20 protein-coding genes and 2 rRNA genes are annotated in these 15,595 nt (G+C 33.8%); 13 read left to right on the top strand and 9 right to left on the bottom strand.

Features of this window, described 5'->3' with window-relative positions; translation table 11 throughout:
* Positions 1–62 precede the first annotated feature (62 nt).
* Entirely contained in the window at positions 63–329 is a 267-nt protein-coding gene (locus tag SIB45_RS04635; protein WP_011862382.1) for a TatA/E family twin arginine-targeting protein translocase, read from the top strand.
* Between the two features lie 4 nt (positions 330–333).
* On the top strand, positions 334–726 hold the full coding sequence (locus SIB45_RS04630) for a hypothetical protein (protein ID WP_011862381.1): 393 nt from the start codon (positions 334–336) through the stop codon (positions 724–726).
* 1 nt (position 727) lies between these two features.
* Here the strand turns inward: SIB45_RS04630 and SIB45_RS04625 are convergent, their stop codons facing one another.
* Positions 728–1,045: a hypothetical protein gene (locus SIB45_RS04625; protein WP_011862380.1), complete on the bottom strand. Its 318-nt coding sequence runs from the start codon at positions 1,043–1,045 to the stop codon at positions 728–730.
* A 127-nt stretch (positions 1,046–1,172) separates the two neighbouring features.
* Between SIB45_RS04625 and SIB45_RS04620 the strand changes: the two genes are divergently transcribed.
* Positions 1,173–1,352, top strand: coding sequence for a Nif11-like leader peptide family natural product precursor (locus tag SIB45_RS04620; protein WP_413682107.1), 180 nt, complete (start codon positions 1,173–1,175; stop codon positions 1,350–1,352).
* 1 nt (position 1,353) lies between these two features.
* Here the strand turns inward: SIB45_RS04620 and SIB45_RS04615 are convergent, their stop codons facing one another.
* Positions 1,354–1,839: a hypothetical protein gene (locus SIB45_RS04615; RefSeq protein WP_011862378.1), complete on the bottom strand. Its 486-nt coding sequence runs from the start codon at positions 1,837–1,839 to the stop codon at positions 1,354–1,356.
* A 323-nt stretch (positions 1,840–2,162) separates the two neighbouring features.
* On the opposite strand from SIB45_RS04615, the gene SIB45_RS04610 reads away from it, so the two are divergent.
* On the top strand, positions 2,163–3,692 hold the full coding sequence (locus SIB45_RS04610; RefSeq protein ID WP_413682106.1) for a phytoene desaturase family protein: 1,530 nt from the start codon (positions 2,163–2,165) through the stop codon (positions 3,690–3,692).
* A 115-nt stretch (positions 3,693–3,807) separates the two neighbouring features.
* Entirely contained in the window at positions 3,808–4,011 is a 204-nt protein-coding gene (locus tag SIB45_RS04605) for a hypothetical protein (RefSeq protein WP_011862375.1), read from the top strand.
* Between the two features lie 11 nt (positions 4,012–4,022).
* On the opposite strand, the gene SIB45_RS04600 is transcribed toward SIB45_RS04605, so the two are convergent.
* Positions 4,023–4,313, bottom strand: coding sequence for a TIGR03894 family protein (locus tag SIB45_RS04600; protein ID WP_011862374.1), 291 nt, complete (start codon positions 4,311–4,313; stop codon positions 4,023–4,025).
* Positions 4,314–4,403: 90 nt separating this feature from the next.
* On the bottom strand, positions 4,404–4,610 hold the full coding sequence (locus SIB45_RS04595; RefSeq protein WP_011862373.1) for a hypothetical protein: 207 nt from the start codon (positions 4,608–4,610) through the stop codon (positions 4,404–4,406).
* 300 nt (positions 4,611–4,910) lie between these two features.
* Between SIB45_RS04595 and SIB45_RS04590 the strand changes: the two genes are divergently transcribed.
* A complete protein-coding gene (locus SIB45_RS04590) occupies positions 4,911–5,219 on the top strand; it encodes a hypothetical protein (RefSeq protein WP_011862372.1) in 309 nt (102 codons plus the stop codon).
* Between the two features lie 273 nt (positions 5,220–5,492).
* Here the strand turns inward: SIB45_RS04590 and SIB45_RS04585 are convergent, their stop codons facing one another.
* Complete coding sequence (locus tag SIB45_RS04585; protein ID WP_011862371.1) at positions 5,493–5,633, bottom strand: hypothetical protein; 141 nt, start codon at positions 5,631–5,633, stop codon at positions 5,493–5,495.
* A 155-nt stretch (positions 5,634–5,788) separates the two neighbouring features.
* Here SIB45_RS04585 and SIB45_RS04580 point away from each other — a divergent pair, with 155 nt between their 5' ends.
* Positions 5,789–6,298, top strand: a complete 510-nt coding sequence (locus SIB45_RS04580; RefSeq protein WP_011862370.1) for an alternative oxidase — start codon at positions 5,789–5,791, stop codon at positions 6,296–6,298.
* On the opposite strand, the gene SIB45_RS04575 is transcribed toward SIB45_RS04580, so the two are convergent.
* Positions 6,295–6,729: a hypothetical protein gene (locus tag SIB45_RS04575; RefSeq protein ID WP_011862369.1), complete on the bottom strand. Its 435-nt coding sequence runs from the start codon at positions 6,727–6,729 to the stop codon at positions 6,295–6,297. The two genes, SIB45_RS04580 and SIB45_RS04575, sit on opposite strands and share 4 nt — an antisense overlap.
* A 364-nt stretch (positions 6,730–7,093) precedes the next feature.
* On the opposite strand from SIB45_RS04575, the gene SIB45_RS04570 reads away from it, so the two are divergent.
* Positions 7,094–7,231 (top strand): hypothetical protein, encoded by a 138-nt coding sequence (locus SIB45_RS04570; protein WP_011862368.1) that lies wholly within the window; start codon positions 7,094–7,096, stop codon positions 7,229–7,231.
* A 461-nt stretch (positions 7,232–7,692) separates the two neighbouring features.
* Positions 7,693–7,941, top strand: a complete 249-nt coding sequence (locus tag SIB45_RS04565; protein WP_041484658.1) for a DUF3104 domain-containing protein — start codon at positions 7,693–7,695, stop codon at positions 7,939–7,941.
* Between the two features lie 71 nt (positions 7,942–8,012).
* Here the strand turns inward: SIB45_RS04565 and SIB45_RS04560 are convergent, their stop codons facing one another.
* Positions 8,013–8,903 carry a GNAT family N-acetyltransferase gene (locus tag SIB45_RS04560; RefSeq protein WP_011862366.1) on the bottom strand — a complete coding sequence of 297 codons (891 nt, stop codon included), beginning with the start codon at positions 8,901–8,903 and terminating at the stop codon, positions 8,013–8,015.
* A 157-nt stretch (positions 8,904–9,060) separates the two neighbouring features.
* Between SIB45_RS04560 and SIB45_RS04555 the strand changes: the two genes are divergently transcribed.
* The 4 genes from SIB45_RS04555 (at position 9,061) to SIB45_RS04540 (ending at position 12,459) form a co-directional block, all read left to right on the top strand.
* Positions 9,061–10,452 (top strand): aldehyde dehydrogenase family protein, encoded by a 1,392-nt coding sequence (locus SIB45_RS04555; RefSeq protein ID WP_011862365.1) that lies wholly within the window; start codon positions 9,061–9,063, stop codon positions 10,450–10,452.
* Between the two features lie 72 nt (positions 10,453–10,524).
* Positions 10,525–11,286 carry a LysM peptidoglycan-binding domain-containing protein gene (locus SIB45_RS04550; RefSeq protein WP_011862364.1) on the top strand — a complete coding sequence of 254 codons (762 nt, stop codon included), beginning with the start codon at positions 10,525–10,527 and terminating at the stop codon, positions 11,284–11,286.
* 80 nt (positions 11,287–11,366) lie between these two features.
* The gene (locus SIB45_RS04545) at positions 11,367–11,576 is read left to right on the top strand and encodes a photosystem I reaction center subunit IV (protein WP_011817817.1); all 210 of its coding nucleotides are present in this window, start codon (positions 11,367–11,369) and stop codon (positions 11,574–11,576) included.
* A 4-nt stretch (positions 11,577–11,580) separates the two neighbouring features.
* A complete protein-coding gene (locus SIB45_RS04540) occupies positions 11,581–12,459 on the top strand; it encodes a DNA-formamidopyrimidine glycosylase (protein WP_011862363.1) in 879 nt (292 codons plus the stop codon).
* 42 nt (positions 12,460–12,501) lie between these two features.
* On the opposite strand, the gene rrf is transcribed toward SIB45_RS04540, so the two are convergent.
* Both rrf and SIB45_RS04530 read right to left on the bottom strand, forming a co-directional pair.
* Positions 12,502–12,618 (bottom strand): 5S ribosomal RNA (gene rrf / locus SIB45_RS04535).
* Positions 12,619–12,682: 64 nt separating this feature from the next.
* Positions 12,683–15,558: ribosomal RNA gene (locus tag SIB45_RS04530) — 23S ribosomal RNA — on the bottom strand.
* Positions 15,559–15,595: the final 37 nt, after the last annotated feature.

The raw sequence follows: 15,595 nt of genomic DNA, 5'->3' as shown, positions 1-15,595 counted from the left end.
TTTTTACATGATTTGACTATATTTAAAAGTATATTTCCTAATTAGTTAAATAGTTATCAGCTATGAATATTTTTGGTGTAGGTTTACCTGAAGTTACTGTAATACTTATCTTAGCTCTTTTAATTTTTGGTCCAAAAAAGCTTCCAGAATTAGGAAAACAGCTTGGTAAAACTTTGAAAAGTCTTAAAAAAGCGTCGAATGAATTTCAAAATGAAATCGATCAAGTTATGAAAGAAGAAGATAAAGATGAATCTCCTAAATCTATAGAAAGCAATCAAAGCAATGAAATTAATCAAGAAAAAATAGATTCAGAAAACAGCAACAACTAATATCTTGGATAGGCCCATAACCCCCATATACGAATTTGAAAGAGCATTAGATAAAGCAGCTCTTACTAAAGAAGAATATGAATTAATAGACTACATCCGCTATACAAGTGTTTTTACACAACCAAGTCTTATTAAAGATTTAAAAAGGCCATCAAAACCTCCTCTTTTGTCAGTTCTATGTCAAATTTGCAGAAAAATTGGTTCAGAGATGCCAGATCATTTCAAAAAAGTAATTGAGTGGTCAATTGAAATAAGTGATCACGATACAAAATGGGATGCTCATTTAATTTGTGCAGAAGCATTGAATATAGATAAGATCCCATTAAGTCCTATTCATGGAACAACTTTATTTGATGTACTTGTTGTACACAAAGAATTATTTCTTGGATTTGATTAAATTAATCATCTAAGGGTACGGAATCAGTATCTATAACCTCCGAATCATCATAATTATTCACTTTATTTTCAATCCAGTTATTAATATAACTAACTAAAGGCAATGAACCTCTAAAAATAAAAATAGAAGTAGGCAAAGCGCTTAATAAACCGACTAAAGGACTTTTGAAAAGTAATCTTCCGGCTTTAATGTTAAATAAAATAATAAGCACTGAGGGAACTATAACTTTAACTACTGTTTTGACCGCCTCAAGCCAACCAACACGATATGTCCACCATATTAAAATTACACCAACTATATAGAGGAATAAGTAAGTCATAAAAATAGTATAATGATTATCTATTTATCTCGTTCTTACTAAGAAAAAGATTTTATAAAATTTTTTCACATCAATCAATCAAATTCTAGTAATGAGTTTTTCTGAAATAAGAAAATTTTTAATTAAGATGCAATCCGATGAAGACTTAAAAATGAAGGTTACTTCATTATCTACAGCAGATGATGTAGCCCTGTTAGGACAACGCTTAGGTTATGACTTTTCAGGAGATGATCTTTTAAGATTTAATGGACAAAAAGTTGAAAAAGTTACTGTAAGAAAGGTAGATCATCCAGGAGAATACCACTAAATTAAGACTTAACCCATATTGCAAGCCCTCCACCCCTGCCTCTAGCACATAACCAATTATCTTTAGTGCTAATTCCTACAAGTGAGAAAAAAGGCATTTTTTTATCTTCTGGTTTTTTTAGTTTCTTATTAAATATTGGTAGATTACTAATACTAATTTTCAATTCTTCAAAATAAAACGCCAATAGAGGTCTAAGCCCTTTTAATTCTGCCCTCCCTATAAAGGTAATATTTAATAATCCGAAATTAATTGAATTTTTTATTTCAAAATTTATTTGATCCTCTTTATTTTTACTTTTTAATTCGAGTGTTGCCGACAATACTTGGAGAATCGAACTAGGTATATTTTTGATTTCATCTGACTCCTTCCCCCATACATACTTGAACTTCCATATTCCTAACAATTCCTCATGTACTATTCCGCTACCATTTTTTTGAGAATTTTTTTCTAATAGCTTTATTTCATTAATATCAGGAAAGTTTCTCATAATAGATTTTAATCTGAGTATCAAATACTAAGATAACTTCACAAAAAATGTTCTTAATTAAAAAAATCTCTCCAAAAAGATTTCTTTGTTTCAATATATTTCCAAGAAAATAATTTTTTGGCACACATAAGGAACAAGATCTCGTTATTATGTTTACATAAAGTAACTAAGTTAATGGATTTTATTTCTAAAAGTCAAGGATACATACCTCTTAAAGCAGTTCCTTACATATTCTTCCTAGCTGTTGTACTAAGTATTACAACTTCAACTAATACATTTGTTTAAAAAAAATTAGTTTTCTAGAAGAGTAAAGCAAATATTTAATGGAAATGTATGATGTTGTAATAGTTGGTAGTGGAATAGGAGGATTATGTTGCGGTTCGATTCTCGCTTTATCAGGTAAAAAGGTACTTATATGTGAAGCACATACCCGACCGGGAGGTGTTGCCCACAGTTTCCAAAGGAAAGGTTACACTTTCGAATCAGGTCCTTCATTGTGGAGTGGAATAGGTAAGTGGCCGACGACTAATCCCTTAGGGCAAATTCTTAAATTACTTGATGAAGAAGTTGAACTATTTCAATACAAAGGCTGGAGAGTAATTGTCCCAGAAGGTAATTTTAATCTTAATGTGGGGGAAGAACCCTTTAAACAAACAATTAAAACTTTAAGAGGTGAGAAATCTGTTAAAGAATGGGAATCATTTATTTCCGGAATAAAACCTCTTAGCCAAATAATAAATGAAATACCTTTACTCTCATTTTGTCCCGAATCAATAAATTTCTTAGATCTAATAAATTTAACCTCAAAATTTTTACCTAATATCAAGCAAATACCAAAAATTAATAAGGGCTTTGGGAAATTAGTAAATAATCATCTAGAGGATCCTTTTCTGAGAAATTGGGTTGATTTATTGAGCTTTTTGATAAGTGGTATGTCAATGCATGATACAAATACAGCAGCGATGGCTACTTTATTTAACGAATGGTTTGAACCAAATTCATGCCTTGAATACCCTAAAGGAGGTAGTGAATCTATCGTAAAAGCCTTAATTAATGGATTTAAAAAAAATGGAGGAGAATTAATTCTCTCTTCGAAAGTAAAGACAATTAACTTCAATAAAAATTTTGCGACAGGTATAGCTCTCGATAATGGGTCTAGCTATAGTTGTAATTCTGTTGTCACGAATACTGATGTTTGGAATTTAAAAAAGTTAATTCCAAATGAAATTTCAAAAAAATGGAATACAAAAGTTTTGAACCCTAATAAATGTGATTCTTTCCTTCATATACATCTAGGTTTTGATGCTGATGGTCTTGAAGATTTGCCAATACATGCAATACATGTTGATAAATGGGAAAAAGGTATAACCGCAGAAAGAAATATAGCTGTATTTTCAATCCCATCTGTTTTAGATAAGAATATGGCTCCTAAAGGGAAACATGTTCTTCATGGCTATACTCCCGCAAATGAACCATGGGAAATTTGGGAAAACCTAAATCCGAAGGAATTAGAATATAGAAATTTGAAAGAAGAAAGATGTTCAATATTCCTTAATGCGGTGCGAAAATTCATTCCTGACATAGATGAAAGGATTGATTTAAAGATGCTAGGAACCCCAATAACCCATAAAAAATTCACCAATACCCATTGCGGTAGTTACGGTCCTGCAATATCTGCAGCAAAAGGTCTTTTCCCAGGCTGCAAAACTCCAGTGAAAAATTTATTTACTTGCGGTGCAAGTACATTTCCAGGTATTGGAATTCCTGCCGTTTCAGCAAGTGGTGCTTACGCAGCTGAAAAAATTATTGGTAAAAAAGAATTTAAAACTCTTATTAAGAAAATAAATTTATGAATCAATTTCGTTTTATAACTCTAGATCACTTAGTTAAGAAATAAGAATAAAGAAAGCAAAAACGTTCAATAATGATAATCTTTATCTGAACATAAACTTAACTTATAGCTCCTATATGTTTTTCTTATCAATTCCTCAAGCATGGCATTTAGTTGGCACTTGGTCAGAACAACTTCCAAACGAGTCAAATCTTATAGGAATGGGCCAAACAGAATTAATGATGACTTTACATTCAATATTCGTTCCCCTCTTACTTGTAATTTCATATTACATATTCAATAGACTTAATAAAAACGAATCAAAGAAAATTAAAGGCTGATCGTTTAAGGTTTATTTAGCTGAACTTCTTCTAACAACTTTTCTGCCTGTGGGGTTATCAACTACGCTTGAATCTTTAGTTTGTGAATTAGTTTCATCATTAGCAATATCACTCTTATCCATTTCTGCGCAAACACCTACGACCATGGCAGCTTGCATTTGATCTGGCAAATCTCCAATAGTTAATAAGGCCTTTAAAACTAATTGAAGTCGAGTTTGCCGATCTATTTCAGGTCTTAGTTTTTTTACGGTATTCCAAAGTTCTTGGGTAACTTCTTTTAAAAGTTCTCGATCTAGAGCCAAATTAAATCCTTCTTGTATTTCTACTAATCTAACAAAAAATTGGATCTCGTAAAATAATATTCAATAAAAAGATTGTTAGTTAATATTTTTCTATCCGAATACAAGTTGCATTTGCTGATGCAAATCATTCTTCTCTTGCAAAAGTTGATCTTTTTTAATCTTTTTTAGGGTAAAAGTTCGATAAAATTTTTTTTGAATCTTTATTGGAGTATTTTCAAACTTTGCATTTTTGCTTATTAAAGAATTCCACTCTTTGGAATTAAAAGGGGCATAAGGAGAAGATGAAATCACTTTCATATCTTAATAATACATCTGTACTAATAATAGTACAATTTTACTATAATGCAACAGCTTGATCCACTTATCTTAATTTCAAAGTTTCCTTATGATTGGATTAATTTTATTTATCTATTTTGCAGGAATTATAAGTTTGATAAATGAATAAACGTATCATTAGTAACTTATTGATCCTTTTTTTTAGTGTCTTAAGACTTTTCTCGCTTAAATACCTTTTAGAATAGTTAATTTGTTGAAATTAACATTGACAAGATATATTCAGCAATCCTTCCTATAAAAAGAATAATTAATTAATAAAAAATGCTCCTTAGTAATGAAAAAAGACTAAAGATCCAAGGAATAATTAAAAGAATTGCTCAAGATAAATCAATTACATTAGAAGAAAGGATATATGTGGAGAAATACGCACACCATAATTCGACAATTTCTCTTTGGCTGAAAAAAGCTAACAGCTTTAGAAGGAATGGTACAAAAAATGATGGAGGTATTGATAACCTCTTACAATCATTTGGGATAGATGGACTAGATAAAGAAAATCATTTCAAACCAAATGAAGATGATATATCGGATTGGTTTGGCGGTGCTCCTGGTTGGCTAAGGAGAAGCTAGTTTCAATCATTATTCAATTTACCCAGGCTATCTTACACAAATATATACTCATAAAAGATATGAATACCCAAAACATCCATGGTATAAATTTAATCGGAACTAAATATTTTTTTGAAAAGGTTTTCATCTAAATTTTTCTTTTAGATTATTTCCTCTTTGCCGTTTTTGAGAATAGGTTTAATTGCTCTACTTATAAATTCAGTAATATTCTGAACCTCAAATATATTAAATCACTTTAAGTAGATAAAGTTAATAACCCTTAATCATCACGATCTAAGCAACTTTATTTTCAATCTTCCTTGTAAAATTTACCATTTTTGCCTCATCATGGTCTAAATCATTCCAATATTTTATAAGCCTTTCTAATTCATCAATCCTCTTTTTGGCATTTGCAATTTTTTCAGTAGTTGTCATATAAAATTTTTATCTATCCAATTAATGCATGAAAAAAAATTATTTCAATGGAGGAAACAATTTTTAGACTATAAATATTAATTTTTGGTTAATTACTTCAATACATTATGGCCACCAAGTAGCTAAGTAATTATACTTAAAGAAAAACAAAATTCATGAAGAAATTAAATTCTTTGATTTTGAACGGTACTGTTAAATTCTTAGATTTCATATACTCTGGTAGATCTTTACAAAGATTTTGGGTTTTAGAAGTAATAGCTAGATCACCTTATTTTGCATTCCTTTCAGTTCTGCATTTTAAGGAATCCCTAGGAATTAAAAATGAAAAAACAATGATTTTAATGAAAGAACATTTTTATCAAGCTATTAACGAAACTGAGCATCTTAAAGAAATGGAGAAAAGAGGAGGAGATAGGTTCTGGATTGATAGATTTTTTGCGAGACACCTTGTGCTTGTCTATTACTGGATAATGGTTTTTTATTATTTCATCTCTCCGGCTAATGCTTATGATGTCAACATAAAAATCGAAGAACATGCATTTGAAACTTATTCCAAATATTTAATAGATAATCCAAATGATCAAAAAATAAAAGAAATTGCTCAAGATGAATTAAATCATGTTCAAGAACTTAACGAAGCCTTGTCAATGCTTACTACCGTTTAGATTAGTGCTGAGAAATCTATTAGCAATATTGAGAGCATCACAGAGGAAGATATTAATCCTAAACTAATCATTAATGAGACATAACCTTTTTTTCTAGGCAATTTATAAAAAGATATTCCAATAATTAATATCATTATGAATGAGAAAAAAATTATAATTTTTTCATTTACTAAATTGAGATGTATAACTAAATTTTTTTCTTCAAAAAATTTGAGAAATTCAGATAAAACTAGTTCTTCTTCTATTTTCTTAAAATAGTCAAATGAACTTATAAAAGCAGAACTTAATAAAGATAATGAAACCAGTGCAGTAATTGGTTTTGTTAACCTGTTAGTTGTTCTGTTAAAACTTACCAATAAAATAAAAATAAATATAGAGGTTACTAAAGGTATTAAAGGTATAAGAGTTGTATGATTTATGAAATTTCCCACAAAATGAATTTTATCTAACTTAAATTTTATATTATTTCGACGCGTTATTTTATTAAATCAGATTTTTTAAAATCTTAAATGTAATTAGTACCTATTGCATTTTGTGTAAATTGATACCAAAATTAAATTAGTTATTGAGAGATAAAATGTTAGCCATTTCTGAAATTATTATTGCAAGTGCTATCTTTCTAGGAATTGTATATTGGGAAGTTAAATTCCTGTATAACAAAACTACTGTAGCGAAATAACTTCACTCAAAACAGGGAAATTAAAAACACAGAAAATTTAAATAAAATTTAAGAATTTAAGTTGACAAAAAAAGCTCTAAATATGAGAGAATAAACACAAATATTTAGTCCCTCTAATGAGCCAAGTCCAAGATTCTAATACTAATTCAGCTCAGCAGCAGCAGCAGCAGCAGCAGCAATCCTATTCAGACAGCAAAATTAATTCTGCTGAGAGCGAGAGACTTTATCTTGAGATGAAAGAAGCTTGGCTTTAAATTTAATTCTTACTTGAAATAATATTTCTATTAATTTTTTAAAAATTTTTTTAATTTTGAAGTAATCAATACTTTTTTATTCCCAATACCCTTTAAATTTTGTTTAACCGCAAAAGTAATTTGTTCAGGAAACTTAAGCAGTTAGAGAAATTCAACGGAAGACTCGCGATGGGAGGGTTAATATATTTAGTTTTTACAAAATTGGTTTCCAACCGTGCCGACATACTAGATCAGCTTAAATCTTATTTGATTTAAAAAAGTATTTGAAGTATTATCCAGGAATATTTCTTTCTATATAAGCGTCAGTTAAAGCTAAAATTAACCCCAATAATGTTGAAAATATAGCAATTTCAGTTGATTCCATTTTATTTTTGAATTTAACCTAGTTTGCTAAATAACTCAAAGCTCGGCAACAAAGCTAATAACTTACTATAGTACTTATGTACTATAATTTATTTATTATGAGCTCAGCGACTCCTGAGTTTCTTTTCGTTAAGCCTGGTGATTATGTCGCAATTAAAAAAGAAAATTGCGAAAATACTAATGAAAAGAATAAAAATTACTGGGTCGGTCATGTTATCGACTGTATTGGAGGAGCTAGAAATCCAAATTCATGGACCTTGTTTCAAGTTGCCAATATTGATAATGGAGAGATCACTATAATCAACGCTGATATTGTAGAAAAAATTTTGAAACCCTCTGAAAGTTAAGCTTATGGATAATCAAGCAAACTTTCTCCAGTATTACAAAAACAAAGGGCAAAATGCTCGCTTTAATGGAATTAACCCAGTTCCAAACAGGCAAGTCCGTATACTTGATTCATCGGGCAGGGAGGTTGAATGCCTTTATACATTCTGTAAGTTTTTGATATTTCCTCAAATCCCAAACTTGATAAAAGATAATTTGCATACGGATTTAGATTAGAGCAATCCAATAAAATTTGGGCATCTAAATCACCAACCAACTCCCTTATTAACAATTCAGCAAGTGGTGGAGTATCCGCTAAAAGAGGTCCTATTCTCCAGCCTTGCTCATTATTCTCCAATACACAAGGTCTTATTCTGCCAAATCCATGGCACATTCCATTATTATCGACAATTGCACTGACATTACCATGAGAATTTTTCAACCAGTCATTTAAAAAATGTGGTCTGGGACTAGGTTCTCTTTGATCATCATAAATTAAGACCGCTTCAGAGGAAATTTTATTACTCGGGACAACTTTAAAAGAATGAAATTGATCTTTATAGAAATTTCTCGATGGCAAATCTTGAGAACCATTTAATTTCCATCGATTTGTAATAGAAGATTTTCTAAACCCCCACTTTGCGTAATCATTCAATCTATCTGGGGCAGCCTCAAGACCAATACAATCAACATTTTTCAAATATTCGAGTGCATGTTTCCATAACCTCACTCCATATCCATTATTTCGGAATTCTTTTTTAACGATAAATAAGCCTATAAAACCATAAGAGGAATTATATTTTATACACGCAATAGAACCTACAGGATTATTGTCGAGACAAGCTACCCATATCCCTTGTTTATCTGTGTTTCTATAGATTGTTACGTCATCCATTCCAGGGGAAAATCCTTCTAATCTTGCCCAGTTTGTGACTTCTGGTATTTCGTTTTTAGATATCAATCTAATTGAAAATTTTTCCCTCATAGAAATATACTAACCAAGAAAAAATTGAATTTTTAAAAGGCAATATTAATAAATTTGATTTTTTCTCATAAAATATTCACTTTGATTTAATTGGCTAAAAACCTTAATTATTTACAATTTATCCTCTGATATATTTAATAATATTCAAAGGTATAAAATGAAAATTTCTGATAAATTTCATTTAGAAGACATTTATCAATTAAAAAAAACAGTTCTGACTGGTAAAACTGAAGATATAAAATGGCGGATCAAACATATCAATATAGTTTCTAAACTTCTGGATGAAAATAAAAAAGAGATAATAAAATCACTTTTTGTTGATCTAGGTAAATCTGAAATCGAAGGGCTTTCAGAAATCCTTTTAGTGAAAGAAGAAATTTCACTCATAAAAAAGAAACTCAATTCTTGGATGCGGCCAAAAAAGATTGATACACCTTTTTATCTATTTCCATCATCCTCCAAAGTTATTTATGAACCTCTTGGGTGTGTCTTAATTCTTGGTCCTTATAATTATCCATTACTTTATGTTTTAAAGCCATTGGTAAATATTTTCTCAGCAGGAAATACTGCAGTTATAAAACCATCAGAGAAATGTCCTGCTACCTCAAAACTTATTAAAAGGCTTACTATTAAATATTTTCGTAAAGATGTCCTCATGACAGTAGAAGGTGATTATAAGCAATCCATAAAATTAATTGAACAAAATTTTGACCACATTTTTTTTACAGGAAGTACTGAAACTGGAAAATCTATAATGAAATTAGCTTCAAAAAACTTAACTCCACTTACTCTTGAGTTAAGCGGAACAAATCCTGTAATTATCTTCAAGAATGCAAATTTAGAAGTGGCTGCTAAAAGAATTGTATGGGGCAAATTTTTTAATTCTGGTCAATCCTGCATGGCTCCGAATCATATCTTTGTAGATAAAGAAATTGAAAATATTTTTATAGAAAAATTAAAGAAATGCATAGTAAGTTTTTACGGAGATAATCCAATTATTTCCGAAAACTTATCAAAATTAGAGAAAAAGCAATTTACTTCAACTGTAGAAATTCTCAAACAATATAAAAAAGAAAAAAGAATTTTATTCGGAGGGACTTTTAGTAAAAAAAATTTGAAAATATCTCCTACAATCTTGAGAACTAAATTAAACGAAACAGATATTTTGCAAAAAGAATTATTCAGTTCACTACTTCCAGTAATTGGAATCAATGATAGGGAATTAGTTTTAAAACAGATTAGTCAAACATCAAAACCATTAGCAATCTACTTATTTGGAGGAAATAAAAAAATCCATAATCATATTTCAAAAGTAACTAGCTCAGGAACAATTTGTATAAATGATGTAATGTTACCAGTCCTTATTCCAAATTTACCGTTTGGAGGGGTTGGGCAAAGTGGTATTGGTAAATTTCATGGAGAAGAGGGATTTCGAAATTTTTCAAATCAGAAATCTATTACTTTTAAGGGTTTTTTATTTGATTCAAATCTGCGGTATCCTCCCTACAAAAGAGTAAAGAAATTTTTAAAGTTTATTTTTCAGATTTAAATTACTTAAATTGTTTTCAAAAACCTAGCGATTTTAAATTTAAAGATTATCTTTAAATAAATAGTGAGTTTTATGAAATTTGCATTTTTAATTATTGCCATATTTATTAATTTTTTTAATCACTCATTGATAAAATCAGAAGACCAGATATTTTCAGCAAAAAATAAAATTGAGAATATTGCTAAAAAAGAATCAATTTCTGAAGAAGAAAATGAAATAAAAAAAATTCATGTTGTAAAAAGTGGAGATACATTATCAAGTATTTCAAAATTCTATTCAATAAATAAAGATTTAATTATTAAATTGAATAACTTAAAAGATGAAAATTACATCTTTGTTGGCCAAAATCTTATTATCTCCGAATCTACTGAAAATCTTACAAAACAATCAGATTTAATAAATAATTATCATATTGTTCAAATCGGTGAAAATCTTACTGAGATATCAAACAAATATGATTTAAAAGTAATAGATCTTATAGAGCTTAATAATCTCAACAATCCTGATTCAATAAAGGTTGGTCAAAAGCTCATAATAATAAAAAAGAACACAAATAATTCAGAAAATTATAAAACAACCGAAAATAAAAAAAATAGTGAATATCTTGAGTCAGATAAAAAAATTTATGGTCCTATAATTACTCAAAGTAAATCATATAAAGATATAAAAGGTAGAAAAGTTTTAAACGTACTAAATCAAGAAAATAAAAAACTGATTCTTTCAATCAATTGTGATGCCAATGAATTAGATGTAAGAATACCTGGCAGAAAATGGAGGGGAAGTAAGCCTGCTAAAGAAGAATTCGAAAATAATTTAATAAATGATTTTTGTTAAAACTTTTAATTAATATGTGTGAATAATTTGTCTAAGAATATTAATGATGAGCTATTCTACAAAAAGTTAAATTAATAGTAATGGCAATTTCAAGAGGTGATCTCGTAAGAGTAAAAAGACCAGAATCATATTGGTACAATGAAATAGGTAAAGTTGCTTCAGTTGACACCTCAGGTATTAAATATAACTGTGTAGTCAGATTCGATAAAGTAAATTACGCTGGAATAAGCGGAACAGACGGTGGAGCAAATACAAATAATTTCGCTGAAAGTGAATTAGAGAAAGCTTAAATAATTGCCTGAATTACCTGAAGTAGAAACTGTTCGCAGAGGTTTAGAGCAAAAACTTAATAATTTTATTATTAAAAAAGTAGAAGTTTGTAGGGATTCAACTGTCGCATACCCATCAAACAAAGAAGAATTCATTAAAGGACTTAAGAACTCACTTATTTATAAATGGGATAGAAGAGGAAAATATTTAATTGCTCAATTAAAAGAAGTTCAAAATGAGAATACTGAATTTCCTCTAGAAAATTCACAAAATAATGGATTTCTTGTAGTTCATCTAAGAATGACTGGATACTTCAAATTTATTGAAAACTCAACTCATCCTTGTAAACATACAAGAATAAGATTTTTTGATAAAAATAATAATGAGCTTAGGTACGTTGACGTAAGAAGTTTTGGTCAAATGTGGTGGATTAATAAAGACCTATCCATAAACAAAGTAATTAAAGGATTAGGTTCATTAGGACCAGAACCATTTTCTAAAGACTTTAATGCAAATTATCTTAAGGAAGCTATTTCAAAAAGAACAAAATCTATAAAAGCTATTTTATTAGATCAAACAATAGTTGCAGGCATAGGTAATATTTATGCTGATGAAAGTTTATACTCTGCTGGCATCTCACCTTTTAGGGAAGCTCGCACAATAAAGAAGAATGAATTAATCAAGCTCAAAAAATCAATTGTAATTGTATTAAAAAAAAGTATAGGTTCTGGCGGGACGACATTTAGCGATTTTAGGGACTTGGAAGGAGAGAATGGGAATTTTGGTTTGCAGACAAATGTCTATCGGAGAACTGGAAGAGAATGTCGTAAATGTGGAAATTTAATTGAGAGACAAAAAATTACTGGAAGAAGTACCCATTGGTGTCCTAATTGCCAAAAATAAAAAAGGGCTTACTCAAGAAGAGTAAACCCTTTTAAATATTTTACCTGGCATTGAGCTATTTTCTCAAGGGGCTACCCCCTAAATATTTTCGCCGCTGAAGCGTTTCACAACCGAGTTCGAGATGGATCGGAGTGGTTCCACATCGCCATGAACACCAGGATAGTGTGAACCTTGAAAACTGCATAGAATACTCTATAAATTAAAAACAATAAATTAAGTTTATTTGGTCAAGCCCTCGGTCTATTAGTACTCCTCCGCTGCACTTGTTACCAAGCTTCCACGTAGAGCCTATCAACGGGTGTTCTTCCCGTGACCTTACTGGCTTAAGCCATGGCAATACTCATCTTGAGGTGGGCTTCCCACTTAGATGCTTTCAGCGGTTATCCACTCCGCACATGGCTACCCAGCGTTTACCGTTGGCACGATAACTGGCACACCAGAGGTGCGTTCCTCCCGGTCCTCTCGTACTAGGGAGAAATCCTCTCAATATTCCTGCGCATACACCGGATATGGACCGAACTGTCTCACGACGTTCTGAACCCAGCTCGCGTACCGCTTTAATGGGCGAACAGCCCAACCCTTGGGACCGACTTCAGCCCCAGGTTGCGATGAGCCGACATCGAGGTGCCAAACCTCCCCGTCGATGTGAACTCTTGGGGGAGATCAGCCTGTTATCCCTAGAGTAACTTTTATCCGTTGAGCGACGGCCCTTCCACGCAGAACCGTCGGATCACTAAAACCGACTTTCGTCCCTGTTCGACTTGTAGGTCTCACAGTCAAGCTCCCTTCTGCTTTTGCACTCAACGACTGATTTCCAACCAGCCTGAGGGAACCTTTGTGCGCCTCCGTTACCTTTTAGGAGGCGACCGCCCCAGTCAAACTGCCCATCAGATACTGTCCGCTTCCCGGATAACGGGTAAGCGTTAGAACCCTAGCTCTAAAAGAGTGGTATCTCACCGATGACTCAATAGTACCCACAAGCACTATTTCAACGTCTCCCACCTATTCTGCGCATTCAGAGCCCGAGCACAATATCAAACTACAGTAAAGCTTCATAGGGTCTTTCTGTCCGGGTGTATGTAGTCCGCATCTTCACAGACAATTCTATTTCGCCGAGCCTCTCTCCGAGACAGCGCGCAAATCGTTACACCTTTCGTGCGGGTCGGAACTTACCCGACAAGGAATTTCGCTACCTTAGGACCGTTATAGTTACGGCCGCCGTTCACCGGGGCTTCAGTCGCCAGCTTCACTAAAAGCTAACCAGCTTCCTTAACCTTCCGGCACTGGGCAGGTGTCAGCCCCCATACATCGTCTTGCGACTTAGCGGAGACCTGTGTTTTTGGTAAACAGTCGCTTGCGCCTCTTCACTGCGACCAGCTCTCGCTGGCACCCCTTCTCCCGAAGTTACGGGGCCATTTTGCCGAGTTCCTTAGAGAGAGTTATCTCGCGCCCCTCGGTATTCTCTACCACCCCACCTGTGTCGGTTTCGGGTACTGGCATTTGTGTCTTAACGAGTATAGGGCTTTTCTTGGAAGCATGACATCACCAACTTCGCTGCCGTAGCAGCTCGTACTCACGCCTTAGCTCAAGATGTTTTCTCCATCTCTCAAAGCCTCGAACGCTTGAACCAGTAACCAACATCTGGCCTGGTTAGCCTTCTCCGTCCCCCTTCTCAAAACACATCTGGTACAGGAATATTGACCTGTTATCCATCGACTACGCCTTTCGGCCTCGCCTTAGGTCCAGACTAACCCTCCGCGGACGAGCCTGCCGGAGGAACCCTTAGGGTTTCGGGGCATGGGATTCTCACCCATGTTTTCGCTACTCAAGCCGACATTCTCACTTCTATGCTGTCCACGTCCGCTTACGCTAACGCTTCACCCTACATAGAACGCTCCCCTACCATAAATAAATTTATCCGCAGCTTCGGTATAACGCTTAGCCCCGTTCATTTTCGGCGCAGGATCGCTCGACCAGTGAGCTATTACGCACTCCTTTGAGGATGGCTGCTTCTAGGCAAACCTCCTGGTTGTCTGGGCAATCCCACCTCCTTTATCACTTAGCGTTAATTTTGGGACCTTAGCTGGCGGTCTGGGCTGTTTCCCTCTTGACTATGGAGCTTATCCCCCACAGTCTGACTGCCTAGTTACACACAGGGTATTCAGAGTTCATATCGATTTGGTACCGCTTTCGCAGCCCGCACCGAAATGGTTGCTTTACCCCCCTGCTGGAGCACTAGACGCTACGCCTCAACGTATTTCGGGGAGAACCAGCTAGCTCCTGGTTCGATTGGCATTTCACCCCTAACCACAGCTCATCCGCTGAATTTTCAACTTCAGTCGGTTCGGACCTCCACTTGGTATCACCCAAGCTTCATCCTGGCCATGGTTAGATCACCAGGGTTCGGGTCTATAAACACTGACAAACGCCCTATTAAGACTCGCTTTCGCTGTGGCTCCACCATTTCCGGTTTAACCCGCCAGTGCCTATAAGTCGCCGGCTCATTCTTCAACAGGCACACGGTCACCCGATTAGTCGGGCTCCCATTGCTTGTAAGCTCACGGTTTCATGTTCTATTTCACTCCCCTCCCGGGGTTCTTTTCACCTTTCCCTCGCGGTACTGTTTCACTATCGGTCACACAGTAGTACTTAGCCTTACGAGGTGGTCCTCGCAGATTCACACGGAATTCCACGTGCTCCGTGCTACTCGGGATACAGCTAGGTCAACTTATCTTTCGATTACGGGGCTTTCACCCTCTGTGGCACGCCATTCAAACGTTTCTTCTAGACTTGTTGATCCATATTGCTGTCCCACAACCCCGATAGTCAAGACTATCGGTTTGGGCTTTTCCCCGTTCGCTCGCCGCTACTGAGGGAGTCGTTATTTACTTTCTCTTCCTCCAGCTACTAAGATGTTTCAGTTCGCTGGGTTAGCTCGCACCAACCTATATATTCAGTTGGCCGTACATGGGGTTGCCCCATTCGGAAATTCCCGGATCAAAGTGTGCTTCCAACTCCCCGAGACTTATCGCAGGTAACCACGTCCTTCATCGCCTCTGTGTGCCTAGGTATCCTCCGTGAGCCCTTTGTAGCTTGACCAATAACTTCAAAAATTGAAGCATCAGCTTAATAGAAT

It is taken from the genome of Prochlorococcus sp. MIT 1304 (assembly GCF_047305015.1).
Lineage (GTDB): Bacteria > Cyanobacteriota > Cyanobacteriia > PCC-6307 > Cyanobiaceae > Prochlorococcus_A > Prochlorococcus_A marinus_E.
Note: the sequence above shows the minus strand (reverse complement) of the source record. Positions and strands in the feature narration are given on the sequence as shown.

Bases quoted from the DNA above. Each gene is read 5' to 3' on its own strand.
- SIB45_RS04635 (WP_011862382.1), top strand. From the start codon at position 63: ATGAATATTTTTGGTGTAGGTTTACCTGAAGTTACTGTAATACTTATC.
- SIB45_RS04625 (WP_011862380.1), bottom strand. From the start codon at position 1,045: ATGACTTACTTATTCCTCTATATAGTTGGTGTAATTTTAATATGGTGG.
- SIB45_RS04620 (WP_413682107.1), top strand. From the start codon at position 1,173: ATGCAATCCGATGAAGACTTAAAAATGAAGGTTACTTCATTATCTACA.
- SIB45_RS04615 (WP_011862378.1), bottom strand. From the start codon at position 1,839: ATGAGAAACTTTCCTGATATTAATGAAATAAAGCTATTAGAAAAAAAT.
- SIB45_RS04610 (WP_413682106.1), top strand. From the start codon at position 2,163: ATGGAAATGTATGATGTTGTAATAGTTGGTAGTGGAATAGGAGGATTA.
- SIB45_RS04605 (WP_011862375.1), top strand. From the start codon at position 3,808: ATGTTTTTCTTATCAATTCCTCAAGCATGGCATTTAGTTGGCACTTGG.
- SIB45_RS04595 (WP_011862373.1), bottom strand. From the start codon at position 4,610: ATGAAAGTGATTTCATCTTCTCCTTATGCCCCTTTTAATTCCAAAGAG.
- SIB45_RS04590 (WP_011862372.1), top strand. From the start codon at position 4,911: ATGCTCCTTAGTAATGAAAAAAGACTAAAGATCCAAGGAATAATTAAA.
- SIB45_RS04585 (WP_011862371.1), bottom strand. From the start codon at position 5,633: ATGACAACTACTGAAAAAATTGCAAATGCCAAAAAGAGGATTGATGAA.
- SIB45_RS04580 (WP_011862370.1), top strand. From the start codon at position 5,789: ATGAAGAAATTAAATTCTTTGATTTTGAACGGTACTGTTAAATTCTTA.
- SIB45_RS04570 (WP_011862368.1), top strand. From the start codon at position 7,094: ATGAGCCAAGTCCAAGATTCTAATACTAATTCAGCTCAGCAGCAGCAG.
- SIB45_RS04565 (WP_041484658.1), top strand. From the start codon at position 7,693: ATGAGCTCAGCGACTCCTGAGTTTCTTTTCGTTAAGCCTGGTGATTAT.
- SIB45_RS04560 (WP_011862366.1), bottom strand. From the start codon at position 8,903: ATGAGGGAAAAATTTTCAATTAGATTGATATCTAAAAACGAAATACCA.
- SIB45_RS04555 (WP_011862365.1), top strand. From the start codon at position 9,061: ATGAAAATTTCTGATAAATTTCATTTAGAAGACATTTATCAATTAAAA.
- SIB45_RS04550 (WP_011862364.1), top strand. From the start codon at position 10,525: ATGAAATTTGCATTTTTAATTATTGCCATATTTATTAATTTTTTTAAT.
- SIB45_RS04545 (WP_011817817.1), top strand. From the start codon at position 11,367: ATGGCAATTTCAAGAGGTGATCTCGTAAGAGTAAAAAGACCAGAATCA.